22 protein-coding genes and 1 other annotated feature are annotated in these 26,492 nt (G+C 55.6%); of the genes, 10 read left to right on the plus strand and 12 right to left on the minus strand.

All coding sequences use genetic code 11. The annotated features are described in order from the left end of the window. Positions 1-160: 160 nt before the first annotated feature. The gene (gene ybaK, locus ACNQ0W_RS02345; RefSeq protein WP_062932275.1) at positions 161-640 is read left to right on the plus strand and encodes a Cys-tRNA(Pro)/Cys-tRNA(Cys) deacylase YbaK; all 480 of its coding nucleotides are present in this window, start codon (positions 161-163) and stop codon (positions 638-640) included. A gap of 89 nt (positions 641-729) precedes the next feature. Here the strand turns inward: ybaK and ushA are convergent, their stop codons facing one another. After that, complete coding sequence (gene ushA / locus ACNQ0W_RS02350) at positions 730-2,382, minus strand: bifunctional UDP-sugar hydrolase/5'-nucleotidase UshA (RefSeq protein WP_062932276.1); 1,653 nt, start codon at positions 2,380-2,382, stop codon at positions 730-732. 164 nt (positions 2,383-2,546) lie between these two features. Here ushA and ACNQ0W_RS02355 point away from each other — a divergent pair, with 164 nt between their 5' ends. Both ACNQ0W_RS02355 and ybaL read left to right on the plus strand, forming a co-directional pair. Next, a complete protein-coding gene (locus ACNQ0W_RS02355; protein WP_015571242.1) occupies positions 2,547-3,767 on the plus strand; it encodes an MFS transporter in 1,221 nt (406 codons plus the stop codon). A 232-nt stretch (positions 3,768-3,999) separates the two neighbouring features. Beyond that, entirely contained in the window at positions 4,000-5,676 is a 1,677-nt protein-coding gene (gene ybaL / locus ACNQ0W_RS02360) for a YbaL family putative K(+) efflux transporter (protein WP_017383218.1), read from the plus strand. 93 nt (positions 5,677-5,769) lie between these two features. On the opposite strand, the gene ACNQ0W_RS02365 is transcribed toward ybaL, so the two are convergent. From ACNQ0W_RS02365 to ACNQ0W_RS02405, 9 genes are all read right to left on the minus strand, one after another. Then, the gene (locus tag ACNQ0W_RS02365) at positions 5,770-7,074 is read right to left on the minus strand and encodes an inosine/guanosine kinase (RefSeq protein ID WP_032104066.1); all 1,305 of its coding nucleotides are present in this window, start codon (positions 7,072-7,074) and stop codon (positions 5,770-5,772) included. 62 nt (positions 7,075-7,136) lie between these two features. Further along, positions 7,137-8,099 (minus strand): ferrochelatase, encoded by a 963-nt coding sequence (gene hemH, locus ACNQ0W_RS02370; RefSeq protein ID WP_017383216.1) that lies wholly within the window; start codon positions 8,097-8,099, stop codon positions 7,137-7,139. Positions 8,100-8,223: 124 nt separating this feature from the next. Continuing rightward, complete coding sequence (adk, locus tag ACNQ0W_RS02375) at positions 8,224-8,868, minus strand: adenylate kinase (RefSeq protein WP_006809841.1); 645 nt, start codon at positions 8,866-8,868, stop codon at positions 8,224-8,226. Positions 8,869-9,085: 217 nt separating this feature from the next. After that, positions 9,086-10,960: a molecular chaperone HtpG gene (gene htpG / locus ACNQ0W_RS02380; protein WP_047717979.1), complete on the minus strand. Its 1,875-nt coding sequence runs from the start codon at positions 10,958-10,960 to the stop codon at positions 9,086-9,088. Between the two features lie 110 nt (positions 10,961-11,070). Next, positions 11,071-11,676, minus strand: a complete 606-nt coding sequence (recR, locus tag ACNQ0W_RS02385) for a recombination mediator RecR (RefSeq protein WP_006809843.1) — start codon at positions 11,674-11,676, stop codon at positions 11,071-11,073. After that, complete coding sequence (locus ACNQ0W_RS02390; RefSeq protein ID WP_003858972.1) at positions 11,676-12,008, minus strand: YbaB/EbfC family nucleoid-associated protein; 333 nt, start codon at positions 12,006-12,008, stop codon at positions 11,676-11,678. The genes recR and ACNQ0W_RS02390 overlap by 1 nt, the downstream gene beginning before the upstream one ends. A 53-nt stretch (positions 12,009-12,061) precedes the next feature. Further along, entirely contained in the window at positions 12,062-13,990 is a 1,929-nt protein-coding gene (gene dnaX, locus ACNQ0W_RS02395; protein WP_045615006.1) for a DNA polymerase III subunit gamma/tau, read from the minus strand. Continuing rightward, positions 12,668-12,732, minus strand: a sequence feature (DnaX frameshifting element). Its footprint overlaps the gene before it by 65 nt. A gap of 88 nt (positions 13,991-14,078) precedes the next feature. After that, positions 14,079-14,630, minus strand: a complete 552-nt coding sequence (gene apt / locus ACNQ0W_RS02400; RefSeq protein WP_000127359.1) for an adenine phosphoribosyltransferase — start codon at positions 14,628-14,630, stop codon at positions 14,079-14,081. A gap of 151 nt (positions 14,631-14,781) precedes the next feature. Beyond that, positions 14,782-15,159 (minus strand): DUF454 family protein, encoded by a 378-nt coding sequence (locus ACNQ0W_RS02405; protein ID WP_015571246.1) that lies wholly within the window; start codon positions 15,157-15,159, stop codon positions 14,782-14,784. A 50-nt stretch (positions 15,160-15,209) separates the two neighbouring features. On the opposite strand from ACNQ0W_RS02405, the gene priC reads away from it, so the two are divergent. Then, a complete protein-coding gene (gene priC, locus ACNQ0W_RS02410; protein ID WP_062932277.1) occupies positions 15,210-15,737 on the plus strand; it encodes a primosomal replication protein N'' in 528 nt (175 codons plus the stop codon). Positions 15,738-15,749: 12 nt separating this feature from the next. Beyond that, complete coding sequence (gene rsmS / locus ACNQ0W_RS02415; protein WP_022650501.1) at positions 15,750-15,926, plus strand: pleiotropic regulatory protein RsmS; 177 nt, start codon at positions 15,750-15,752, stop codon at positions 15,924-15,926. 1 nt (position 15,927) lies between these two features. Here the strand turns inward: rsmS and mscK are convergent, their stop codons facing one another. Next, entirely contained in the window at positions 15,928-19,275 is a 3,348-nt protein-coding gene (gene mscK / locus ACNQ0W_RS02420; RefSeq protein WP_062932278.1) for a mechanosensitive channel MscK, read from the minus strand. Positions 19,276-19,388: 113 nt separating this feature from the next. Beyond that, positions 19,389-20,042, minus strand: coding sequence for a multidrug efflux transporter transcriptional repressor AcrR (gene acrR, locus ACNQ0W_RS02425; protein WP_062932279.1), 654 nt, complete (start codon positions 20,040-20,042; stop codon positions 19,389-19,391). A gap of 141 nt (positions 20,043-20,183) precedes the next feature. Between acrR and acrA the strand changes: the two genes are divergently transcribed. From acrA to maa, 5 genes are all read left to right on the plus strand, one after another. Further along, complete coding sequence (gene acrA, locus ACNQ0W_RS02430) at positions 20,184-21,377, plus strand: multidrug efflux RND transporter periplasmic adaptor subunit AcrA (RefSeq protein ID WP_062932280.1); 1,194 nt, start codon at positions 20,184-20,186, stop codon at positions 21,375-21,377. A gap of 22 nt (positions 21,378-21,399) precedes the next feature. Then, positions 21,400-24,546 (plus strand): multidrug efflux RND transporter permease subunit AcrB, encoded by a 3,147-nt coding sequence (gene acrB / locus ACNQ0W_RS02435; RefSeq protein ID WP_062932281.1) that lies wholly within the window; start codon positions 21,400-21,402, stop codon positions 24,544-24,546. 508 nt (positions 24,547-25,054) lie between these two features. Next, positions 25,055-25,429, plus strand: coding sequence for an Hha toxicity modulator TomB (tomB, locus tag ACNQ0W_RS02440; RefSeq protein ID WP_006809850.1), 375 nt, complete (start codon positions 25,055-25,057; stop codon positions 25,427-25,429). Between the two features lie 27 nt (positions 25,430-25,456). Continuing rightward, the gene (locus ACNQ0W_RS02445) at positions 25,457-25,675 is read left to right on the plus strand and encodes an HHA domain-containing protein (RefSeq protein ID WP_015571250.1); all 219 of its coding nucleotides are present in this window, start codon (positions 25,457-25,459) and stop codon (positions 25,673-25,675) included. A gap of 208 nt (positions 25,676-25,883) precedes the next feature. Then, positions 25,884-26,435 (plus strand): maltose O-acetyltransferase, encoded by a 552-nt coding sequence (maa, locus tag ACNQ0W_RS02450; protein WP_017694396.1) that lies wholly within the window; start codon positions 25,884-25,886, stop codon positions 26,433-26,435. Positions 26,436-26,492: the final 57 nt, after the last annotated feature.

The following is a 26,492-nucleotide window of genomic DNA, read 5'->3' on the forward strand; positions in this document are numbered from 1 at the left end:
ATTTCATCGTTTTTATTATACCGAAGTGACCTTCGGCTACGCCGATTGTCGCTCAAAGTAACCATCACTGCCAATACTATTGCGCAAGATGGTGCTATTTTTTAGACAAACGTCAGGCGTATGCTGCTGGCATGAATCGTCTGTCGTAAGAAGGATAGCCATGACTCCCGCCGTTAAATTACTCGAAAAAAACAAAATTTCTTTCCGGATCCACACCTACGATCACGATCCGAACGAAACCAACTTTGGTGATGAAGTGGTGCGCAAGCTGGGGCTGAACGCGGACCAGGTCTACAAAACGCTGCTGGTCGCGGTGAACGGCGATATGAAGCACCTCGCCGTGGCAGTGACGCCCGTCGCCGGACAGCTTGATCTGAAGAAAGTGGCCAAAGCGCTGGGAGCGAAAAAGGTCGATATGGCTGACCCGATGGTTGCGCAACGCACAACGGGTTATCTGGTCGGCGGGATCAGCCCGCTCGGCCAGAAAAAGCGTCTGCCGACGCTGATCGATTCGCCTTCGCAGGAATTTGAGACGATCTATATTTCTGGCGGCAAACGCGGGCTGGATATCGAACTGGCCGCAGGCGATCTGGCGAAAATGCTGGACGCGAAATTTGCGGATATTGCGCGCCGGGATTGAGAAAATTGCCCGGTGGCGCTGCGCTTACCGGGCCTACGATTCGAATGTAGGCCGGGTAAGGCGAAGCCGCCACCCGGCAAAAAAACGCACTACTGCCAGCTCACCTCGCCCTTCGGCTCATACATGTTCACGTCAATCGGTGAATTTTGCTGGATAAACTGCTTCAACACTTCCGCATCAATAAACCCGGTATTTACATAACCCGGTTTGGTATCGATATGCGGATAGCCGTCGCCGCCGGTGGCGTTAAAGCTTAACGTTGCCAGGCGGTAGGTTTTCGCCGGGTCAACCGGTTCGCCTTTGATTTTGAGATCGTTGAGCTTGCCGTCCTTCGCGACGAAGCTGACGTTAGCAAACTGCGGATACGCCCCGGAATCCGGCTTCATCTGCGCCACGGCGGTCAGGTAGTCAATCACCTCCTTCCCGCTCATGTCCGCATAGACCACCACGTTGCCAAACGGCTGCACCTTGAGCACGTCTTTATAGGTGATGTCTCCGCCTTCGATGGAATCACGAATACCGCCGCCGCTCATCACGCCGAAATCCGCATTCGTGCGCGCCATCTGCGCGGCCAGCACCAGACGCCCCATGTTGGTCTGTACGAAGCGGACTTTGCTGCGGTCCCCTTCCAGTCGTCCGTTAAGCGTGCCAATCTTCACGTCCAGCTGCGCTTTCCCTTTGCTCTGGAACGGCGTCAGCAGCGAGAGCATCTGCTGGTTTTCAGCGATCTCTGGCGTGTAAAGTACCCGCTCGCTTTTGCCGTCCGGGTAGGTCACTTTCTTCTTCAGGTTGACCGGGATGAGCTGATAGTGCACCAGCTTCATTTCGCCGTTACGGAATTCGAAATCCGCGCGGCCAACGTATTTACCCCACTCGTGGGCCTGTACAATCCAGATCCCGTTCTGACGATCCGGCGCGCACGGCGTGCCGGGCACATAATCTACCTGCTTTTTATTCTCAGAGGCCATGCAGACCGGATCCTGCGAATGACCGCCCACAATCATCGCCAGCGAGCCCGCAGGAAGGCTGCGCGCCATCTCCACGTCGCCCGGCGCGTTAGAGCCGTGCTGACCGTTATCGTAATGCCCCATGTGGGTGGTCGCGATAATCACATCCGGTTTTTCATTCTGCTGCAACTCCTGGATCACCAGCTTCGCTTCGTCCGCCGGTTTACGGAATTCAATGTCGGTGAAAAATTCAGGATTACCAATTTTGGCCGTATCGTCGGTGGTTAAGCCGATGACCGCGATCTTCAGATCCTGACGCTTAAACAGCGCCCACGGTTTAAACAGGCGCTCGCCGGTGCTTTTCTGATAAATATTGGCGGAAAGGAACGGGAATTTGGACCACTTCTCCTGCTGGCGCAACACGCTCAGCGGATTATCAAACTCGTGGTTTCCGACCGCCATCGCGTCGTAACCAACTAAATTCATGCCGCGGAAATCAGGCTCGGCATCCTGCAAATCAGATTCCGGTACGCCGGTATTAATATCCCCGCCCGACAGCAACAGGACGCTGCCGCCCTGGGCCGCGACCTCTTTACGAATGCCGTCCACCAGCGTTTTTTGCGCCGCCAGGCCATATTCACCGTATTCGCTGCGCCAGAAATGGCCGTGATGATCGTTAGTATGCAGAATGGTAATTTTATAGGTTTTATCTTTTTCATACGCCTGCGCGGGCAGGCTTGTCAGCCCCCATGCGGCGATGAGCGCCAGCGCGACGCCACGCTTCATTAACTTCATCTTCTCTCTCCCTGACCCATAGACAAACGCAAAAATTACAGTGACTCACAAGAATAGACAAATAAGTTTTCAGAATTGCGACTTTCTTCAAATGTCACGGACGGGTATGTTAGTCGGATAATAATTACTCCCTGCATCTCTAATAACAAATCGACGTGGTATTTATGGCAATCAGTGAATCAACCCAGCCCGTCCAGGGCGCTCCGGCGTCGCCGCCGAAATCGCGCACTTCCTTTAAAGTATTAGGCGCAATCAGTCTCTCTCATCTGCTCAACGACATGATCCAGTCGCTGATTCTGGCGATCTACCCGCTGTTGCAGTCTGAGTTCTCATTAACCTTCGTGCAGATCGGGATGATCACCCTGACCTTCCAGCTGGCCTCGTCGCTGCTCCAGCCGGTGGTGGGCTACTGGACGGACAAATACCCGATGCCATGGTCGCTGCCCATTGGGATGTGCTTCACCCTGAGCGGGCTGGTGCTGCTGGCCATGGCGGGCAGCTTTGAGGCGGTACTGGTTGCCGCGGCGCTGGTGGGAACCGGTTCATCGGTGTTCCATCCGGAATCGTCCCGCGTGGCGCGTATGGCCTCCGGCGGACGCCACGGGCTGGCGCAGTCTCTGTTCCAGGTGGGGGGGAACTTTGGTAGCTCCCTCGGTCCTCTGCTGGCGGCGGTAATTATCGCGCCTTACGGTAAAGGCAACGTGGCGTGGTTTGTGCTGGCCGCGCTGCTGGCGATTGTCGTTCTGGCGCAAATCAGCCGCTGGTATGCCGCGCAGCATCGCGTAAATAAGGGAAAACCTGCCGCGAAGATAACCAATCCCCTTCCGCGCAATAAGGTGATCCTTGCCGTCAGCGTGCTGCTGGTGCTGATTTTCTCGAAATATTTCTATATGGCGAGCATCAGCAGCTATTACACCTTCTATCTGATGCAAAAATTCGGATTATCGGTACAAAACGCCCAGTTCCACCTCTTTGCCTTCCTGTTTGCGGTGGCGGCAGGCACGGTGATTGGCGGTCCTGTGGGGGATAAAATCGGACGTAAATATGTGATTTGGGGCTCTATCCTCGGCGTTGCGCCGTTTACGCTTGTTTTACCCTACGCAACGCTGGAATGGACCGGAATATTGACGGTGATTATTGGTTTTATTCTCGCATCGGCATTTTCAGCCATCCTCGTCTACGCGCAGGAGCTGCTGCCGGGACGTATCGGTATGGTTTCCGGCCTCTTTTTCGGTTTTGCCTTTGGCATGGGCGGCCTTGGCGCAGCCGTGTTGGGGATGGTTGCAGACCACACCAGCATCTTCCTGGTCTATAAAATCTGCGCTTTCCTGCCACTTCTGGGGATGTTGACCATATTCCTGCCTGACAATCGTCATAAAGCGTGACTTCACGGCTGCCAAAGTTAAACTTTGGCAGCCGGATAACCTGATGTCATAAGGCTTTCCTCTCCCTCCCCTCAGCAAATTTATCAAAATCTGCCTTTTTTCATGCTTATTGCCTTTTTATTGTGATTTCAACAATTATTCATAAACATAAGCGTAAAAATTGTCATAAACTATTAATCGGCTTTTTGGTATTTGCACCAAAAATGGATCACCCATCGCGAAAGGAGACGGAATGCACCACGCCACACCGCTTATCACCACCATTGTTGGTGGACTTGTGCTCGCTTTTATTCTCGGCATGATTGCCAATAAATTGCGTATTTCGCCCCTGGTAGGCTATTTGCTGGCGGGCGTTCTGGCAGGGCCCTTTACGCCGGGTTTTGTCGCAGATACCAAACTGGCGCCTGAGCTGGCGGAATTGGGCGTGATCCTGCTGATGTTTGGCGTCGGGCTGCATTTTTCCCTGAAGGATCTGATGGCGGTAAAGTCGATCGCCATACCGGGAGCGATCGCTCAGATAGGGGTGGCGACGCTGCTGGGCATGGCGCTTTCGGCGGTGCTGGGCTGGTCAATCATGACCGGTATCGTATTTGGGCTGTGTCTTTCAACCGCCAGTACCGTGGTGCTGCTGCGCGCGCTTGAAGAGAGACAGCTGATAGACAGCCAGCGCGGGCAAATCGCGATAGGCTGGCTGATTGTTGAAGATCTGGTGATGGTGTTGACGCTGGTACTGCTGCCTGCCGTTGCCGGGATGATGGAAAAAGAGAATATCGGCTTCGCCTCGCTGGCGCTGGATATGAGCATTACCATCGGTAAGGTTGTGGCGTTTATCGCCATCATGATGCTGGTGGGCCGCCGTCTGGTGCCGTGGATCATGTCCCGCAGCGCCGCCACGGGCTCGCGTGAACTGTTCACGCTTTCGGTCCTTGCGCTGGCGCTGGGCATTGCCTTTGGCGCCGTCGAGCTGTTTGACGTCTCCTTTGCGCTGGGCGCGTTCTTCGCCGGGATGGTGTTGAACGAGTCCGAGCTGAGCCACCGTGCCGCGCACGATACCCTGCCGCTACGTGATGCATTCGCGGTGCTGTTCTTCGTCTCCGTCGGGATGCTGTTCGACCCGCTGATCCTCATTCAGCAGCCGCTGGCCGTGCTGGGTACGCTGGCAATCATCATCTTTGGTAAGTCCGTTGCCGCCTTCTTCCTGGTACGGATGTTCGGCCATTCGCCGCGCACGGCGCTGACCATTGCCGCCAGCCTGGCGCAGATTGGCGAGTTCGCCTTTATTCTGGCCGGTCTGGGGATGGCCCTGAACCTGCTGCCACAGGCGGGGCAAAATCTGGTGCTCGCGGGGGCGATCCTCTCCATCATGCTAAACCCGGTATTGTTTGCCCTGCTGGAAAAATATCTCGAGAAGACCGAAACCCTCGAAGAGCAAACCCTGGAAGAGGCGATTGAGGAGGAGAAACAGATCCCGGTGGATATCTGCAACCACGCGCTGCTGGTCGGTTTTGGCCGCGTCGGCAGCCTGCTCGGTGAGAAGCTGATGGCCCAGGGCATTCCGCTGGTGGTGATTGAGACGTCACGCACCCGCGTAGATGAGCTTCGCGAGCGCGGCATCCGTGCGGTGCTGGGCAACGCGGCTAACGAAGAGATTATGAATCTGGCGCATCTGGACTGCGCCCGCTGGCTGTTACTCACTATCCCGAACGGTTACGAGGCTGGCGAGATTGTCGCCACAGCCCGTGAAAAATGCCCGCATATCGAAATCATTGCCCGTGCCCATTATGATGACGAAGTGGAGTACATCACCGAGCGCGGCGCGAACCAGGTGGTGATGGGTGAGCGTGAGATTGCGAATACGATGCTGACAATGCTGACGAAACCGCCGGTTGAAGAGGCGGTGACGGGGTAAGTTTTGTGCGGCCTGATGCCCTCACCCTGGCCCTCTCCCACAGGGAGAGGGAACAAACACTAAAAACGGCAACCACAGGTTGCCGTTTTGCTTTTACCTGTCCCAATACGCCTCTTCGAGGCTGTCTTCCCGTTCCGGCAGCCCCCGCGTTAAGCGCGGTGAATGCTGGTTCAGCACCTGATAACTCACGCGGTTCGCGTACTTGCACACCTGCGCCAGCGAGGAGTAGGTCAGCCAGTTGAAGGTGTGCTTGCTGGAATTCGGCACATTGGTTTTGTGGTAGGCGTTGGCAGTGATGTCGTGCAGCAGCGCGGCCAGCGCGCCGTCGCCTGCGCCGTTGGTATTCATGATCTTCTCGGGGCCACCCATATACGGTGCGATGTGGGAGAAGATACGCAGCGGGTTGATGCAGTCTTTATGACGCATGGCGCGGCTGAACTCGTACTGGTTAAATTCGGCGATTGCGCCCGGCAGCAGCGGGTGCTGGGTTTTCCGCTTACTCTCTTCTTCCGTGAAGCCCGCCATGTACAGCCCGACCGGCCCGGCGGTGCAGAGCACCAGATCCACCCAGTCCAGCGCCTTATCAGACGCCAGCAGCGGATCGCTTTCGCCGGTCAGCGCTTCGGCTTCTTCTTCATTCATCGCCAGAATCGAGACGTGTTCTTTCAGGAAGGCCTGCCACCACTCCGGGTTGTCGGCAATGACGAATTTGGTGCCCAGCGTCAGAACCACAGGCACGTTGTATTTCTTCGCGTACTCAATTGCCTTCATGGTTGCGTCCGGCATTGGTTCGCCCGGCTTGCAGCGCACCAGATAGGAGGTCAGTACCAGCGCAGACGCGCCCGCGATCACCTCTTCCGGGATACTTTCAGCGCGCAGCTTATTCATATGGCCGGGGCTAATGGCAAAGGTACGCTCGCCGGAATCGCTTATCAGCGTAAAGCAGCGGCCAATCGGCCCGTCAACGCCCTGCAAATAGTTCAGATCGGTGCGGCTGGAGGTATTGCACAGGTAGCGGTAGGCGTAGCCACCGATTTCGATATTGCTGCACATCACGCCAAGCAGCACCGAGCGGTCGTCTGCCAGTACGGAGTAGTTGTGCATGGTGTTGCCGATGGTGCCGCCGGCAAACTGGTGGGTGATAAGATTTTCGCGCACCAGCTCCTGATACAGCGCTTCAGCAACGTCATCCTCAATCACCAGCGAGTGCCCGGCGCTCAGACCGTAACGTGCGACAAACGCATCATCCACTTTGGCTTCAATGTCCACCAGCGTCTGATCGATACCGACCACCCAGGCAGCGCTGGTTTCGCTTTCCTGCTGAATTTGCTGTAACAGCGGATCGCGGGCATCGACGGGGAAATAGTGTTTGGACTTACGTTTACCGGGAAATTTCATGGTCTGAACTGTGCAAAGAATACGGGCCGGGAATGGTAGCACAAACCCGGCCCGTAACGCGATCAGCGGCGGGTGGTGACCAGTGAGACCATCATGTCGATGTGTTCAGGGGAGTCGTTAAGCGCAGGAATGTATTCGTATTTCGTTCCGCCCGCCTCCATAAAGAATTCTTTGTTCTGGACGGCAATCTCTTCCAGCGTTTCCAGACAGTCCGCCGAGAAGCCCGGCGACATCACCTGAATGTGCTTCACGCCCTTCTCGCCCAGCATTTTAAGCGTTTCATCAGTATACGGGGTCAGCCACGGTTCACGGCCAAAGCGCGACTGGAAGGTCATCATCACCTTCTCAGGCGGCAGGCCGAGGGCGGAGACCAGCTCGCGGGTGGTATCGCGGCAACGCTGGGGGTAATCGTCCCCTTCGTTCGCGAAACGCTGCGGAATACCGTGATAGGAGAGCAGCAGCAGATCCGGCTCGCCGTGTTTTTCAAACGACGCGCGCGCGCTGCTGGCAAGCGCCTGAATGTACAGCTCGTTATCGGCGTAGTCGCGGATAAAGGTGATGCCCGGTATACGGCGGCGGGTCGCCAGAATGCGCGCCAGTTCGTCCCAGACGGCAGCCACCGTGGAGCACGAATACTGCGGATAAAGGGCCAGCACCACAATGTGTTCAACGCCCTGCGCCAGCAGAGAGTCGACGGCGCTTTCCAGGGACGGCTTACCGTAGCTCATGCCGAGCGCAACGGGCATGTCCGGCAGACGGGCGGCCAGCGCCTTCTCCTGACGACGGCTGTAGACCATCAGCGGCGAGCCCTCTTCCATCCACACGGACTGATAGAGCTTTGCCACACGCGGGGAACGAATCGGCAGAATGACGCCACGCAGCAGGGGCCACCACAGCAGTCTTGGGGTATCCACGACGCGCGTGTCGCTTAAAAATTGTCGCAGGTAGCGTTTGACCGCCGCTGGAGTAGGTGCTTCTGGGGTGCCCAGATTGGCAAGCAGGATGCCGGTTTTCGCCTGACTCATTCACGCCTCTTAACCATTTGATAGGTTGTCAATTGTAGCGGAAATGCGTTTAAACGAAACCCATTGCTGTAATAGGTAAGATGAGAATTTTTCTCACCCGGGACTCCGGGTGAGAGAGGTGTGCTTAGCCGAGGATTTTTTCCAGCTCTGCACGTACGTCAGCCACGGCTTTGGTGCCGTCAACTTTCGCGTATTTGGTGTTACCCGCCTGTGCTTCTTTGGTGTAGTAGCCGATCAGCGGTGCGGTCATCTGATGGTATTCCACCAGGCGTTTACGCACGGTTTCTTCCTGATCGTCTTTACGGGTGGTCAGCTCTTCGCCGGTCACGTCGTCTTTGCCTTCAACCTTAGGTGGATTGAATTTGATGTGGTAAACGCGGCCAGAGGCAGCGTGCACGCGACGGCCAACGATACGGTCAACGATCAGCTCGTCCGGTACGTCGAACTCCAGCACGTAATCCACGTTGATGCCTGCTTCTTTCATGGCGTCAGCCTGAGGAATGGTGCGCGGGAAACCGTCCAGCAGGAAACCATTGCGGCAGTCTTCCTGAGCAATGCGCTCTTTTACCAGCGCGATAACCAGCTCGTCGGTCACCAGTTTGCCTGCGTCCATGATGTCTTTCGCTTGTTTACCCAGCTCGGAGCCAGATTTAACAGCGGCGCGCAGCATGTCACCGGTGGAGATTTGCGGAATACCGTATTTCTCCATGATGAACTGAGCCTGAGTTCCCTTACCCGCGCCCGGAGCGCCAAGCAGAATAATACGCATTGCGAAAATCCCCTCAAATGTCGATTCAATTTTTCAAAAGCGCTAAACAATACCACCAGAACGGATATCGCTCAAGGAAGGCGGGGAGGCTGAAACGGTTAATGAGGGGAGATAATTTGGCTTCGTGCGGTCTGGTGCCCTCACCCTAACCCTCTCCCACAGGGAGAGGGAACTCTTTCACCCTCTCCCTTTGGGAGAGGGCCGGGGTGAGGGAAGATTACGCCAGCAGCAGCGCATTCACACGTTTAATGAACAGGTTAGGATCTTCCAGCGTGCCGCGTTCGGCCAGCAGGGACTGATCCAGCAACAGTTCAACCCACTCCGCAAAGCGGGCGTCGTCCTGGGTATCCGCCGCGCGTTTCACCAGCGGGTGATCCGGATTAAGCTCAAAGATATATTTCACATCCGGCACGGCCTGGCCCGCCGCAGCGAACAGTTTCGCCATCTGGGTGCTCATTTCGTCCGCATCGGTGGTGACAATGGCTGGCGTATCGGTCAGACGGTGCGTGAAGCGCACCTCTTTCACGCGGTCGCCCAGCAGCGTTTTAACGCGCTCAACGAACGGCTCCAGCGCCTTCTCGGCTTCTTTCGCGCTCTCGTCCACTTCATCCGCCAGCTTATCGATAGACTCGTCGGCTTTGGCAACGGACTGGAAGGATTTACCGTCGAACTCGGTCAGGTAGTTCATCATCCACTCGTCGATGCGGTCAGACAGCAGCAGCACTTCGATGCCTTTCTTACGCAGCAGTTCCAGATGCGGGCTGCTCTTCGCTGCCGCATAGCTGTCGGCGGTGATGTAGTAGATCTTCTCCTGCCCTTCTTTCATGCGGGAGACGTACTCTTCCAGCGACACGGTCTGGGCGGAGGAGTCGTTGTGCGTAGAGGCGAAGCGCAGCAGTTTAGCGATAGCTTCCACGTTCGCGGTGTCTTCCGCCGGACCTTCTTTCAGCACCAGGCCAAACTGCTTCCAGAAGGTCTGGTATTTTTCCGCATCGTCCTTCGCCAGTTTTTCCAGCATCTGCAACGCACGTTTGGTCAGGGCGTTACGCAGGTTACGGGTGACGGTGCTGTCCTGAAGAATTTCACGGGAGACGTTCAGCGGCAGATCGTTGGAGTCTATCAGGCCACGCACAAAGCGCAGGTAGTTCGGCATGAACTGCTCGGCGTCGTCCATAATGAACACGCGCTGCACGTACAGCTTCAGGCCGTGCTTGTGATCGCGGTTCCACATGTCCCACGGCGCCTGCGCCGGAATGTACAGCAGGCTGGTATACTCCTGCTTCCCTTCCACACGGTTGTGGCTCCAGGTCAGCGGATCGGTGAAGTCGTGGGCAATGTGCTTGTAAAACTCGTTGTACTCGTCGTCTTTAATTTCAGCTTTGTTACGCGTCCACAGCGCCTGCGCCTTGTTGATTTTTTCCCAGGAAACCACGGTTTCGCCGTCTTTCTCTTCCTGTTTTTCAATCTCAACCGGCAGGGCGATGTGGTCGGAATATTTGCTGATGATGGAGCGCACGCGCCAGTCGTTCAGGAAATCGTCTTCGCCTTCACGCAGGTGCAGGGTGATTTCGGTGCCGCGATCCGCTTTGGTGATGTCATCAACGGTGTACTCGCCTTCCCCTTTGGATTCCCACAGCACGCCGTTCTCGGCGCTGTCGCCCGCGGCGCGGGTGCGTACGGTGACTTTGTCCGCCACGATGAACGCCGAGTAGAAGCCTACGCCGAACTGACCGATCAGCTGGCTGTCTTTCGCCTGGTCAGAGCCCATGGACTCGAGGAACGCTTTGGTGCCGGATTTCGCGATGGTCCCGAGGTGGTCGATCACCTCGTCGCGGTTCATCCCGATGCCGTTATCGGCGATGGTCAGGGTGCGGTTCTCTTTATTGAACGAGACGCGCACGCGCAGTTCGCCGTCGCCTTCGTACAGATCCGGGTTAGACAGCGCGCGGAAGCGCAGCTTGTCCGCCGCATCGGAGGCGTTGGAAATCAGCTCACGCAGGAAAATTTCTTTGTTGGAATACAGGGAATGGATCATCAGGTGCAGAAGCTGTTTTACTTCTGACTGGAAACCACGGGTTTCTTGTCCTTTCATCTAAGTCGACCTCAACAATGCCATTTAATGGGGTTGTAAAACGTTGAGTGAGAGATGGGGATAAGGGGGGAAATTTTCAAGCGGAGGCCACGCGCGCAGCCTCCGTTTGGTCAGAAAATAATCTTGTGACGTCCGGCCAGCGAGTGCGACAGCGTGGTGCCGTCGACCATCTCCAGCTCACCGCCGACCGGCACGCCGTGGGCGATGCGGCTGGCGTCAACGCCGTATTGCGCACACAGCTCGGCGATGTAGTTGGCGGTTGCTTCCCCTTCCACCGTCGGGTTGGTGGCGAGGATCACCTCTTTGATGGTTTCCGACTCCAGCCGCTGCTCCAGGCGATCGAGACCGATATCGTCCGGGCCGATGCCGTCCAGCGGGGAGAGATGCCCCATCAGCACGAAATAGCGGCCGGAAAACTGCCCGGTTTGTTCGATGGCGTAGATGTCCGCCGGACTCTCCACCACGCAAATCTGACCGTTTTCCTGACGACGCGGGTTCGTGCAGATGTTACATACGTCCTGCTCGGTAAAGGTCCGGCAATCCGCACAGTGGCCAATTTCTGACATGGCGCGGGTCAGAGCCTGCGCCAGGCGCATCCCGCCGCTGCGGTCGCGCTGCAATAGCGTAAACGCCATACGCTGCGCCGACTTCGGGCCAACGCCCGGCAGGCAGCGCAGTGCTTCCATTAACTGCGTGAGCAGCGGACTGGTTTGCATCAGAATGGCATCTTAAAGCCCGGCGGCAGTTGCATACCGCTGGAAACAGAGGCCATTTTCTCTTTCTGGGTTTCGTCGATACGGCGAGCGGCATCGTTAAACGCGGCTGCAACCAGATCTTCCAGCATCTCTTTGTCGTCTTCGAGCAGGCTCGGGTCGATTTCAACGCGACGGCAGTTATGCGCACCGTTGATGGTCACCTTGACCAGACCGGCACCGGATTCACCCGTGACTTCCAGCTGAGCGATCTCTTCCTGCATCTTCTGCATTTTTTCCTGCATCTGCTGAGCCTGCTTCATCAGGCCACCCAGACCGCCTTTTCCACCAAACATAGGCTTCTCTCTTCTTTCACGTTAAGGATTACAACCGTAAGTCAGACTCACGATCAAATGGGGCGAATACTCTCTTCATCCAGATCGGCGTCGAAGAACCGGCGCAGGGTCTGGATGTTGTTATCCGCAATTATCGCCTCGCGCGCCTGCGCGAGCTTCTCTTCATATATGGCCTGACGCCACTCGAGCGGCGTTTTCACCGCCGGATTATCATCTTCAATGATAGTCAATTCAACCGGTACACCCTGTAATGCGGTAAGCGCCTCGGCCAGCGCCTTTTGCGCGCCAGGGGAGTTGAGGTGCCGCTGGCCAGGGCGCAGGTGCAGACGCACCTGATTACCGTCCTGCTCTTTCCAGGCGTTCAGTGCGACCTGCTCCACCAGCTTCGGCAGTTGCAGTTTGCTGACCTCGGCGGCCCAGGCGTCGCGCTCGATGGACTCTTCCGCGAGCTTCGCGGACAGCTCCGGCGTTTTTTCATGCTCCAGCGCCTTTTTCAGCGCTTTTGGCGTGGCGACTACTTCCTTGACCGTTTCAACAACGGTAGTCGCCTTCCAGCGGTATGCCTCTTCTTTCGCCGGGGCTTTTTGCTCGAGCGCGGACGGTGCCGGACGCGACTGCACGCGCTCCGTTACCGAGGCCAGTCGTTCAAGCGCGGCGTTGTTCACCGGCCGCGCTCTTGCAGGCGCTGCCGGTTCACTCTTTTTTGGTTTGGTTGCTCCCTGCGCACGTTGCAACTGGCTTCGTGCGGCAAGCACCGAACTGGTGGCATCCGACAGCGGCACGTTTTGCGGCGGCGGCGATGCCGGTTGCGGTGGCACCTGCTGCGGTGACATTACCGCGGTCGGCGCAACCGGCGCAAAGGACTGCCGGGGCGTTTCCGGCTCCGGCAGTGGCTTGCGCGGATGGAAGGCCAGCGCGCGCAACAGCGTCATTTCAACGCCCATCCGGCGATCCGGTGCAAACGGCAGCTCTTTGCGGCCAATCAGCAGCGTCTGATAATAAAGCTGAACGTCAGCCGGCGGCACGGTGCGCGCAAGTTCACGCATCCGCTGTTCAATGGTCGCCATGTCCGCGCCAATGGCCGACGGAGACAGTTGCAGCATCGCCACGCGGTGCAGCAGGCTGAGCATCTCGACCAGCAGCGCTTCCCACTCAATGCCACGGGCAGCGGCGTCGTTGACGAGGGTCATTACCCGCTCACCGTTGGCGGCAATCATCGCTTCAATAAGCGACAGCGCCTGATCGTCATCCAGCGTACCGAGCATGGTGCTGACCGCGTCGGTGGAGAGTTGACCGTCACCGCTGGCAATTGCCTGGTCGGTCAGGCTCAGCGCATCGCGCAGGCTGCCGTCCGCGGCACGGGCCAGCAGTTGCAGCGCACGCGGCTCGTGGACAATGTTCTCTTCATCGAGGATATGCTCAAGCTGAGCGCGGATCTGCTCAACGTCGAGCGCCTTCAGATGGAATTGCAGGCAGCGCGAGAGGATCGTGACCGGCAGCTTTTGCGGATCGGTGGTCGCCAGCAGGAATTTGACATGCGCAGGCGGCTCTTCCAGCGTTTTCAGCAGGGCGTTGAAGCTGTGGCGCGACAGCATGTGCACTTCATCGATCAGATAGACCTTGAAGCGGCCACGCGCCGGGGCGTACTGCACGTTGTCGAGCAGATCGCGGGTGTCTTCCACTTTGGTGCGCGAGGCGGCGTCGATCTCAATCAGATCGACAAAACGCCCCTGCTCGATCTCACGACAGTTGTCGCACACGCCGCACGGGGTGGCGGTGATCCCGGTTTCGCAGTTCAGACCTTTTGCCAGCAGACGGGCAATAGAGGTTTTACCGACGCCGCGGGTGCCGGAAAAAAGATAGGCGTGATGGATGCGACCTAGCGACAAGCCGTTCGCCAGGGCCGTCAGCACATGTTCCTGACCGACAACGTCAGCAAAGGTTTGTGGTCGCCATTTACGGGCTAACACCTGATAACTCATGGGCAGGCTCTGCAACGCTGGAAGGTGAATTAATGGAGGGGAATGCTATCACAACCTCACCCATTGAGCGAGGTTGTGAGATACGGGATTAATGTCCCGGGAATGGCACCAGGCTGTAGCTGGTAATACCCTGTTTTTCCAGGCGCTGCTCGCCGCCGAGATCGAACAGGTTGATGATGAATGCCGCGTCGGTCACTTCCCCGCCCAGACGACGGATCAGCTTCACGGTCGCTTCGATGGTGCCGCCGGTTGCCAGCAGATCGTCCACCACCAGCACTTTGTCGCCTGGCTTGATGGCATCAACGTGAATTTCCAGCTGATCGGTGCCGTATTCCAGCTCATAGCTCTCAGCAATGGTTTCACGCGGCAGTTTGCGCGGCTTACGCACCGGCACAAAACCCACGCCCATCGCCAGCGCAACCGGTGCGCCAAACAGGAAGCCACGGGCTTCTGTACCTACTACTTTGGTGATCCCGGCGTTTTTATAACGCTCAACCAGCAGTTCAATGCTGAGGGCGTACGCTTTCGGGTCTTCCAGCAAGCTGGTGACATCGCGGAAAAGAATGCCAGGTTTTGGATAGTCCTGGATACTTTTGATGCTATTTTTCAGATATTCAAGCTGCTGTGCAGTTGCGGTCATCGGTTTGTGCCTAAATGAAACAGTGTTACTCACGGCGCGCGACGAGTCGGTCAAAGTAACAGTTGTTTAACCTTTGACCAGGCGCACCTGTGCTCGAAAACGGTCGAATTTACTGGCTGTGCGCCATAATTGCAACCGCCATGATGAGGCTTCAGTGCTTTTGTTGCTTTTCATCAACCACGGGGATCCGCCACATAAAGATTAGCAGGCAGACCAGGATCGCCAGCAGCAGAATGCGCACCCACATCATTTTCACCAGCCATAACGAGACGGCGAAGGTGATCAGGATGAAGGCGATGGCGCGCGGCTTGGCCCCGGGCGGCATGGCCCGGTGTTTTTGCCAGTGCCGCAGGTAGCCGCCAAACCACGAACGGTACAGAAGCCAGTGGTGAAAACGCGGCGACGAGCGGGCGAAGCACCAGGCGGCCAGCAGGATAAACGGGGTGGTCGGCAGCAAGGGTAAAACCACACCCAGTGTGCCCAGCACTACCGCGAGCCAGCCAATGATGATTAAAATAGTACGCTGCATAATGCGAATCGTTATCAAACTGAACGGCTACTTTACCACTGGAGAGCGCCTTGAAAACAGCACTGCTTCTTGAGAGGCTGCAAAATCAGCTGATCGCGCTGCGGGCGCAGGCCACGCCGCTGATGGGTCACGCCACGCTGAAACCACGCTTTGACCGGCAGCTCTTCCGCACCCGCAGCACCGTCATTCAGGATTATCTGGCTGAAGCGCAGACCAACCTCGACGAGCTTCGCCACGCGGTTGAGAGTGAACAGCGGGAACAGGTCGCGTGGCTTGCGGAGCATCTTACCGAGCAGATCACCGCCCTGCACCGGGAAATCGCCGCCTGGCCGTTACGAGTGTGGGACAGCGCCTCGCCGGGACTCGGTAAATGGCAGCGCAAGCGGCTGGAGAACCAGGAGTTTGAGCGCCGTCTGTTTGAGATGAAGCGTGAGCGCGAAGCCCGCCTGAACACCAGCGAAACGCTGGAAGAGCAGCAGTTATTAATGCGTGAAATCAGCGCGCTGGAAGGCCGCATCGTCCGCTGCCGTCAGGCGCTGGATGAGATTGAACGCGTTATTGAACGCCTGACCCGTTAACAGGAGCCACTGATGTCACTGGAAAATGCCCCCGACGAGGTCAAACTGGCCGTCGATTTAATTATGCTGCTGGAGAATCATGCGATCCCGGCGGAGACGGTGCTGAAAGCGCTGGAGATTGTGCGGCGGGATTTTGAGGGGAAACTTCCCCCTCACCCTGCCCTCTCCCCAGAGGGGAGAGGGAAATAGTTTAAGCGGGAGTAGGGTCGTCCCCCTTAACCTCGCGCTTCACTTCCGTATGCTCGTCACCTTTCTCGTTACGCAGGTGCACTTCAAGCTGGTTGAAGGCGATATTAATGTTGTTTTCACGACACAGACGGTCAATGGTGCGGTTCAGCTCATCGACGGTGTAGCTGCGATCGCGCAGTTCGCGTACGTACAGGCGCAGCTCATGATCCAGCGTGCTTGGCCCGAAGGTGGTGAAGAACACGTCAGGCGCAGGATCGTGCATCACTTTAGGATGTGATTTCGCGGCTTCCAGCAGGACCTCTTTCACTTTATCCAGATCTGAACCGTAGGCCACCCCGAGTCGGATCACCACGCGGGTAGTGGTATCCGAGAGCGACCAGTTGATCAGGCGCTCGGTGACAAAGGCTTTGTTCGGGATGATCACCTCTTTACGATCGAAGTCGGTTATGGTGGTCGCACGAATACGGATCTTGCTGACGGTCCCGGAGAAGGTGCCGATGGTGACGGTATCGCCGATACGCACCGGACGTTCGAACAGGATAATCAGGCCAGAGACAAAGTTACCGAAGATCTCCTGCAAGCCGAAGCCGAGACCCACCGACAACGCCGCCGCCAGCCACTGGAGTTTATCCCACGAGACGCCCAGCGAGCCGAATACCGTCATCGCCCCGACAATAATAATGACGTAGTTCAGGATGGTGGTAATGGCGTACGATGCCCCCTGACGCAGGTTCAGTCTCGACAGCACCAGCACTTCCAGCAGACCCGGAAGGTTGCGGATCAACGCCCAGGCAACCACTGACGACACCAGCGCAAAGAGCAGGCTACCCATGGTGACGCTTTTCATTACCGCAGCGCCCGCTTCGGTACCGTTGTATTGCCAGAGGGTGATACTGTCGAGGTAGGCGAAGACGGTAATTAAATCAGACCAGATGGCCCAGAACATCACCGCAAACAGGGCGATCATCACCAGCATGGTAATACGCATCGTTTGCTGGTTAACCTGCTCCAGGGCGATGGTCGGCTCTTCCTGCGGCTCTGCCCCTTCAGCCCCCTCTTTCACCTGATGCTGCCGACGGGCAACGGCACGACGATACGCAATGCGGCGCGCCGCTACGCTCAAACCACGCAGCACGGTCTGGAACAGCAGGTTCCACACAATCACCAGATAAACCGTTTCGATCCAGCGGCCTGACAGACGAAGCGTGGTATAGAAGTAACCCGTTGCCGTCAGCACCATCAGCGCCAGCGGAATGATCGCCAGCACCGTTACGGTAACCAGACGAAGATTGTGGGACTCTTTATCCCGCCAGCTGTCGCGGCACATCGGCCACATCAGGACGGCAATCAGCAGCAGGTTCAGCAGTATGACGATCTGGCCCAGTACGTCATCCATCAGATGCAGCGGCGAAAGCTCGGCCACAACGGACCAGAAGTGCAGCGGCAGCAGCGCGAGGCTGATGCGCACAATCTGGCGACGCCAGTGGCTGGTCAGCTGAGCTGGCATGTTGAAATGACGTACCGCTACGCCATCTTTTTCCAGCACTTTCCAGCACAGGCCAAACACCAACCAGAACAGCGCCAGCTTCTTGCTGAACGCCCACAGCAGATCGCTGATATTCAGCTGCATGGTCAACAGGATCAGGCCCACGGCGAGTATCAGCAGGCAGACCGGCAGAGCACGGATCAGATCGATCAGGATCGCTTTCGGGGTGTGCAGCTGGCTGTCGTTACGCAGTTGCCCCACTTCCGAGGCCAGCTTCGCCTGGTACTGTTTCAGCCATTTCAAACGCCAGCGAATTACGCCAGCGATGAGCAGCAAAGGCAGACCCGCCAGGAAGGCAATCATTACCGCAGGCCAGGCTTTCTCCCAGTTCACGGTAATTTTCATGCTTTTGATCTGGGATTTCAGCGTTTCCGGGAAAGATTTAAACCAGTCCCAGTCCATGGGTTTATTGCTGTTTACCCAGAAAATCTGCTGGGTCAGGATCTCCTGGAGGCTTTTAGAAACGCTCACCAGCTGCTGCTGGTTGATTTGCAGGTTAATCGCCATCATCAGCTGGTTGCCCAGCTGCTTGTTAAGCTGATCGAGCAGTTCGCGGCGCATGTCCACCACCTGCAACAGCGCGTCGTGAACCTCGGCGTTCACTTCACCTGAATGGCCCTCTTCCACTTTGGCAACGAAGGTATCGCTCTGGAATAGCGCATCGCGCTGCTGGTTGACGTCAAACTGTTCAAGACGCAAATCCGCAATGCGGTTGGTCATGTCTTCCAGCTCGTCGGCGGACGGCAGCGTCTGCTGTTGCTGGTAGAGAATGCGCGACAGCAGCAGGCTGCCCTTCAGGACGGCAATCTGCTCCTTGACGTTGCGCTCGGCCTGCAAAGCGCGATCCAGCCAGTTTTTGACCTTAATATTCTGCTGCACCAGCGCGCTGCCGTTTTCAGTCGCCTGAATCAGACGCTCGCTCAGTTGGTGGTTAATCTCCAGCTCCTGCTTCACCAGCGGGTTGGCCTGAATACGGGCCGTCTCGTCTGGCGAAACCGCTTCCTGCGCCGTTTTTTCAGTCAGCGTCAGGCGCTTGCTGTTCACCGCTTCCTGCAACAGCTGAAGCTGATGCTCAAGCCGGTTGATATTCGCGGTCACGTAGTCACGCTGTTTTTGCAGCGCATCCTGTAGCACCGTGTTGCCTTCCAGGCTCTTACGCTGCTGTTCAATCTCCGCGTTTAGCAGCGTCTGCTGGATATTCAGCAGCGTTTGCTGGGTGGGACGAAGCGCCCCTTCCCCCACGGTGACGCCATTCAGACGGTTACGTATCTGCTGTAGCTGCTGCGACGCCGAGTACATGGCGTTCTGCACGCGCTCAGGCTGGGTTTGCAGCGAAACCAGCTGGCTGTTGTAGGTTGAGAGATCGGACTGCGCCGTTTGCAGATCGTCCAGCAGCTGCGCCACGCGCGACTCAAGCTGGCGCAACGACAGCGTGGCAAGCGTTTTTCGGGTTTCATCGTCGTTATCGACGTCGCTGAGCGCATTCAGCGCCTCCGTAGCCTTACGCATGTTTTCCGGCGCCTGAGCGACCTTCTGCCGCAGCTGGGCCGTTTCGGCTTTGATGCGATCGATCTTGTCCAGCGTTTCCAGGGTTTCCGTCAGATCCTGCTGAACGAGTTTTTCCTGGGCGGAGAGATCTTTTTGCTTATTCAGGGTGTCGAGTTGCGACTGAACATCAGCACGCGTGGGAATGTCACTGCCGTTGTCTGCACGGGCCCAGGAAAGCGGCGCGGCTGCAAAGTAAAACAGCAGGATCAAAAACAGGGCCAGAACAGGATGTTGCGAGCGATTGATGTGCAGCATAGTTGTGAATGTGATGTGAGAAATGACCGGAAATAGTCGGGCATGAAGGATATCACGCCCGGCTGAAGCAGAATAGTACGACGGAAAGGGTCTACGATTTTTCCCATGCCCGATCAGGCAGAGCGCGGGCTAAGTTTACGTTGAAGGGTCGGACAGAGCTGGCACATCTCAAGAAAAATTTCGACGTAGCTGCGCGCCTCTGATCTGAGATCGAACGACTCCGGAGCAAAAAGCCAGTTTTCCATCAGGCCGGAAATATAGCTGCGCATCAGGATCGCCGCCCGGCGGGTGAGTAATGTGGCAGGAAGCATTTTGGCCTGCATGCACTCCGTGAGGACCTGTTCGATGCGATCGTAGCTTTCCAGACACAGGTCGCGCTGCGCCTGCTGAACCACCGCCATTTCACCAACGAACTCACATTTATGGAAGATGATTTCCATCATCAGACGACGACGCTCTTCAACAACCGTCGCTTCAAGGATATATACTAGAATTTCTCTTAACACTGAGAGTGGATCGTGAGGGAATTTTGCCCGATACTCACTCTCAAGATCGCTAATGCTGGACTCTGAAAGCTCCCAGATTTCACCAAACAGATCGGACTTGTCTTTGAAATGCCAGTAAATCGCTCCCCGCGTGACGCCCGCGGCCTGAGCAATCTGTGCCAGCGAGGTTGCCGAAACACCCTGCTGTGAGAACAAACGCATTGCCACATCCAGAATGTGTTGTCGGGTTTCCAGCGCTTGTTGTTTGGTTTTTCGTGCCATACGTTGATGAATTTACAGGAGTCAGATTTACATACATTTATGAATGTATGTACCATAGCATGACGATAATATAAACGCAGCAATGGGTTTTTAGACTCAGGACCCTTGATCAATTTGAAATCGGACACTCGAGGTTTACATATGAACAAAAACAGAGGGTTAACGCCTCTGGCGGTCGTTCTGATGCTCTCAGGCAGCTTAGCGCTTACAGGATGTGACGACAAAGAGGCTCAACAAGGAGCTCAGCAGGTGCCAGAAGTTGGCGTCGTGACGCTCAAATCCGAACCTCTCCAGATGACAACAGAACTACCGGGCCGCACCAGCGCCTATCGCATTGCGGAAGTGCGTCCGCAGGTAAGCGGTATTATCCTGAAACGTAACTTCACCGAAGGCGGTGATGTCAAGGCAGGAGAGTCTCTGTATCAGATTGATCCAGCAACCTACCAGGCGTCTTATGAGAGCGCTAAAGGCGATCTGGCGAAAGCAGAAGCGGCAGCCAAAATTTCGCAGCTGACGTTGAATCGTTACAAGAAGCTGCTCGGCACGCAGTACATCAGCCAACAGGATTATGATTCTGCCCTGGCCGATGCACAGCAAGCCAACGCAGCCGTTGTGGCGGCGAAAGCGGCGGTAGAAACCGCGCGTATTAACCTGGCCTACACCAAAGTGACCTCCCCTATCAGCGGTCGCATTGGTAAATCTGCCGTCACCGAAGGTGCACTGGTGCAGAACGGTCAAACCACCGCGCTGGCCACCGTGCAGCAGCTTGACCCGATCTACGTTGACGTCACCCAGTCCAGCAACGATTTCCTGCGTCTCAAACAGGAGCTGGCTAACGGCACCCTGAAACAGGAAAACGGTAAAGCCAAAGTGGAACTGGTTACCAACGACGGTATCAAGTTCTCACAGACCGGCACACTGGAATTTTCTGATGTGACCGTCGATCAGACCACCGGCTCTATCACCATCCGGGCCATTTTCCCGAATCCGGATAAAACCCTGCTGCCGGGGATGTTCGTACGCGCCCGTCTTGAGGAAGGGACTAACCCAAGCGCCATTCTGGTTCCTCAGCAAGGTGTGACCCGTACGCCACGCGGCGATGCGAGCGCGCTGGTTGTGGGTGCCGATAACAAAGTCGAAACCCGCAATATCACTGCGACGCAGGCGATTGGCGACAAGTGGCTGGTAACGGAAGGTCTGAAAGATGGCGATCGCGTGATTATTACTGGTTTGCAAAAAGTTCGTCCTGGCGCGCAGGTCAAAGCTCAGGAAGTGAAATCTGACGACAAACAACAAGCGTCGGCCGCTGGCCAGTCAGAACAAACCAAGTCTTAACTTAAACAGGAGCCGTTAAGACATGCCTAATTTCTTTATCGATCGCCCCATATTTGCGTGGGTGATCGCCATAATCATCATGCTGGCCGGGGGACTTGCGATCCTGAAGCTGCCTGTCGCGCAATATCCAACGATTGCGCCGCCAGCAGTGACGATCTCCGCAACTTACCCGGGCGCTGATGCCAAAACGGTGCAGGATACCGTTACGCAGGTTATCGAACAGAACATGAACGGTATCGATAACCTGATGTACATGTCCTCAAACAGTGACTCAACCGGTACGGTTCAGATCACCCTGACCTTTGAATCCGGTACGGATGCGGACATTGCACAGGTTCAGGTGCAGAACAAATTGCAGCTGGCGATGCCTCTGCTGCCGCAGGAAGTACAACAGCAGGGCGTGAGCGTCGAGAAATCGTCCAGTAGCTTCCTGATGGTTGTCGGCGTGATCAACACCAACGGCACCATGACGCAGGAGGATATTTCCGACTACGTGGGCGCCAACATGAAGGACGCCATCAGCCGTACGTCTGGTGTGGGTGACGTTCAGCTGTTCGGTTCCCAGTACGCGATGCGTATCTGGATGGATCCGAATAAACTGAACAACTTCCAGCTGACGCCGGTTGACGTGATCAGCGCAATTAAAGCGCAGAACGCCCAGGTTGCCGCCGGTCAGTTGGGTGGTACACCGCCAGTGAAAGGCCAGCAGCTTAACGCGTCGATCATCGCGCAAACGCGTCTGACCTCCGCCGATGAGTTCAGCAAAATTCTGCTGAAGGTGAATCAGGACGGTTCGCAGGTTCGCCTGCGTGACGTGGCGAAGGTTGAGCTGGGCGGCGAGAACTACGACATCATTGCGAAGTTCAACGGCAAACCGGCTTCCGGTCTGGGTATCAAACTGGCGACCGGCGCGAACGCCCTGGACACCGCGACGGCTATCCGTGCAGAACTGAAGAAGATGGAACCGTTCTTCCCGTCAGGTCTGAAAATCGTTTATCCGTATGACACCACGCCGTTCGTTAAAATTTCGATTCACGAAGTGGTGAAAACCCTGGTTGAGGCGATCATTCTCGTCTTCCTGGTGATGTACCTGTTCCTGCAAAACTTCCGCGCAACGCTGATCCCAACCATCGCCGTGCCGGTTGTACTGCTCGGGACCTTCGCGGTGCTGGCGATATTTGGCTACTCGATAAACACCCTGACAATGTTCGGGATGGTGCTCGCCATCGGCCTGCTGGTGGATGACGCCATCGTGGTGGTCGAAAACGTCGAGCGTGTCATGGCGGAAGAAGGCCTGCCGCCGAAGGAAGCAACCCGTAAATCTATGGGCCAGATCCAGGGCGCGCTGGTCGGTATCGCGATGGTACTGTCTGCGGTATTTATCCCGATGGCCTTCTTCGGCGGCTCTACCGGTGCGATTTACCGTCAGTTTTCCATCACCATTGTTTCGGCGATGGCGCTGTCGGTACTGGTTGCACTGATCCTGACGCCAGCCCTGTGCGCGACGATGCTGAAGCCGATTCAGAAAGGCGGTCACGGCGAGCATAAAGGGTTCTTCGGCTGGTTCAACCGCATGTTTGATAAGAGCACGCACCACTACACCGACAGCGTGGGTAACATCCTGCGCAGCACCGGTCGTTACCTGCTGCTCTATATCATCATCGTGGTGGGGATGGCTTTCCTGTTCGTTCGTCTGCCAAGCTCGTTCCTGCCCGATGAAGACCAGGGCGTGTTCCTGAGTATGGCGCAGCTCCCGGCCGGTGCGACGCAAGAGCGTACGCAGAAAGTGCTGGATGAGATGACCGACTACTTCCTGACCAAAGAGAAAGACAACGTCGAATCCGTGTTTGCGGTTAACGGCTTTGGCTTCGCGGGTCGTGGTCAGAACACTGGTATCGCCTTCGTTTCTCTGAAAGACTGGTCTGAACGTCCGGGCGCAGAGAACAAGGTAGAAGCCATTACCGGTCGCGCGATGGGCACCTTCTCACAGATTAAAGATGCGATGGTCTTCGCCTTTAACCTGCCAGCGATTGTTGAACTGGGTACGGCGACCGGCTTCGACTTCCAGCTGATTGACCAGGGCGGTCTGGGCCACGAAAAACTGACTCAGGCGCGTAACCAGCTGTTTGGCGAGGTGGCAAAACACCCTGACCTGCTGGTGGGCGTACGTCCTAACGGTCTGGAAGATACGCCGCAGTACAAGATCGATATCGACCAGGAAAAAGCGCAGGCGCTGGGTGTGTCCATCAGCGACATTAATACCACGCTGGGTGCAGCCTGGGGTGGCAGCTACGTCAACGACTTCATCGACCGTGGTCGCGTGAAGAAAGTGTACGTGATGTCCGAAGCGCAATACCGCATGCTGCCGAACGATATCAACAACTGGTACGTTCGCGGCAGCAATGGTCAGATGGTGCCGTTCTCCGCCTTCTCAACCTCGCGCTGGGAATATGGTTCGCCGCGTCTGGAGCGTTATAACGGCTTGCCATCGATGGAAATCCTCGGTCAGGCAGCGCCGGGCCGAAGCACCGGTGAAGCCATGAACCTGATGGAAGAACTGGCCAGCAAACTGCCTGCGGGTATCGGCTACGACTGGACCGGCATGTCCTATCAGGAACGTCTGTCGGGTAACCAGGCCCCTGCCCTGTACGCCATTTCCCTGATTGTGGTGTTCCTGTGTCTGGCGGCATTGTATGAGAGCTGGTCGATTCCGTTCTCCGTTATGCTGGTGGTTCCGCTGGGGGTTATCGGTGCGCTGCTTGCCGCAACGTTCCGTGGGCTGACCAACGACGTTTACTTCCAGGTAGGCCTGCTGACAACCATTGGCTTGTCGGCGAAGAACGCGATACTTATCGTCGAATTCGCCAAAGATCTGATGGAGAAAGAAGGAAAAGGCCTGATTGAAGCAACGCTGGAAGCGGTTCGTATGCGTTTGCGTCCAATCCTGATGACGTCCCTGGCGTTTATCCTTGGCGTTATGCCGCTGGTGATCAGTTCAGGTGCGGGCTCCGGCGCACAGAACGCCGTAGGTACGGGTGTAATGGGTGGTATGGTCACGGCGACCGTTCTCGCCATCTTCTTTGTGCCGGTGTTCTTCGTGGTGGTTCGTCGCCGCTTCAGCCGCAAAAATGAAGATGTTGAGCACAATCATTCGGTAGAACATCACTGATACCGGTTTCACATGATAAAAAGGCCGCATTTGCGGCCTTTTTCATTTTCAGAAAAAATCATAAAATAGACCTATTGCCTTTCTATTTATTTTTTCTTTTTAATCACGCCTGGCATAATAGGCCGATAACTTACACCAGGAACTCAGCATTCTTTTATTATCATTTCGTGACGTAAATTATTCGGACTATTCCTAAGCAATGGAAAATATCTGAAGATATCTGGTTTCGGACTTCACATGAAACTTTGCGCTAACTCAATGAATTCTAAGGAACCGATAAAAATCGTCTTTTTTATTGATTAACGCGGTCGCGGCAAAAGGTAGATTTGCGTAAAGGCTCGAACAGTAACGATTTAATTGTAATTTTTCGTAATAGCGCGGTGAAATCTTGATCAGAGTGGCTTATAGTTAGAGTTATCAGGAACACAGCTCCCGTGTGGCTAAGCAAGTTGTATCCATCCCGACATGATGTTCGGTGAGTAAAAAATCACTCAGAAGGGGATGCGCTATGGACGAGTACTCGCCAAAAAGGCATGATATCGCGCAGTTGAAATTTCTCTGCGAATCCTTGTACCATGACTGCCTTGCCAATCTTGAAGAAAGTAACCATGGCTGGGTGAACGATCCAACGTCTGCTATCAATTTACAGCTCAACGAGCTGATCGAGCATATCGCCACCTTCGCACTTAATTATAAAATTAAGTACAATGAAGATAATAAGTTGATAGAGCAAATTGATGAATACCTGGACGACACCTTTATGTTGTTCAGCAGCTACGGCATTAACGCACAGGATTTGCAGAAATGGCGTAAATCAGGAAACCGTCTATTTCGCTGCTTCACTAATGTCAGCAGAGCTAATCCGGTTAGTCTTTCCTGTTAAAATTATTACAATTACTAAGGTGAATTTATGTCTGATAAACCATTAACAAAAGTCGATTATTTGATGCGCCTGCGACGCTGCCAGTCAATTGACACCCTCGAACGTGTTATTGAGAAAAATAAATACGAGCTGTCTGATAATGAACTGGCGGTATTTTATTCAGCTGCCGACCATCGTCTGGCTGAACTGACCATGAATAAACTGTATGACAAGATCCCCTCTTCGGTATGGAAATTTGTTCGTTAATCATTGAAGAGAGACTGTAAAGGCACTACGCCCGTTGTTAAGCTGAATTTACCTTTCGAATTACGCTTCAAGTGCAAACGCCAGGTTCCCGTATAAAACGTATTTATGCGCAAGAATGTTGTGACTCCCGTCACAGCCACTTTTAGGGAACGTTCCCTTTCTGGTTAATCCTCTTTACGCTACGTAAAACGATTCCAGAGAGGTTCCCATGAGTGAAGAAAAACAGAAGATGATTGCAGGTGAATATTACCGCCCTGGCGATGACACGCTGAGGGCTGACCGTTTACGCGCGCGTCATCTTGTTCATCGCTATAACCATACCGCCCCCGATGAGAAGGCCGAACGTCGCGCCTTATTAGCTGACCTGCTGGGTCAAAGCGAAGGCGCCTATATAGAGCCGAGCTTCCGCTGCGACTACGGGTATAACATCTATCTGGGTAAAAATTTTTACGCCAACTTTGACTGCGTCATGCTGGACGTCTGCCCTGTCCGCATTGGCGATAACTGTATGCTTGCGCCTGGAGTGCACATTTATACGGCCACGCATCCTCTGGATGCGACCGAACGTAACAGCGGGCTGGAGTACGGTAAACCGGTCACCATTGGTGATAATGTCTGGATCGGCGGACGTGCAGTCATTAACCCGGGCGTCACCATTGGCGATAATGCGGTTATCGCTTCCGGCGCGGTAGTGACCAAAGACGTACCGGCCAATGCTGTCGTGGGCGGCAATCCGGCGAAAATCATTAAAATGCTGTAAGCGCATCCTGAGTAACTGTTATGCTTTTTCCTGGCATAACTGTTACTTTCATCGCCT

It is taken from the genome of Enterobacter cloacae complex sp. 6730903 (genome assembly GCF_048283985.1).
Classification (GTDB): Bacteria; Pseudomonadota; Gammaproteobacteria; order Enterobacterales; family Enterobacteriaceae; genus Enterobacter; species Enterobacter hormaechei_C.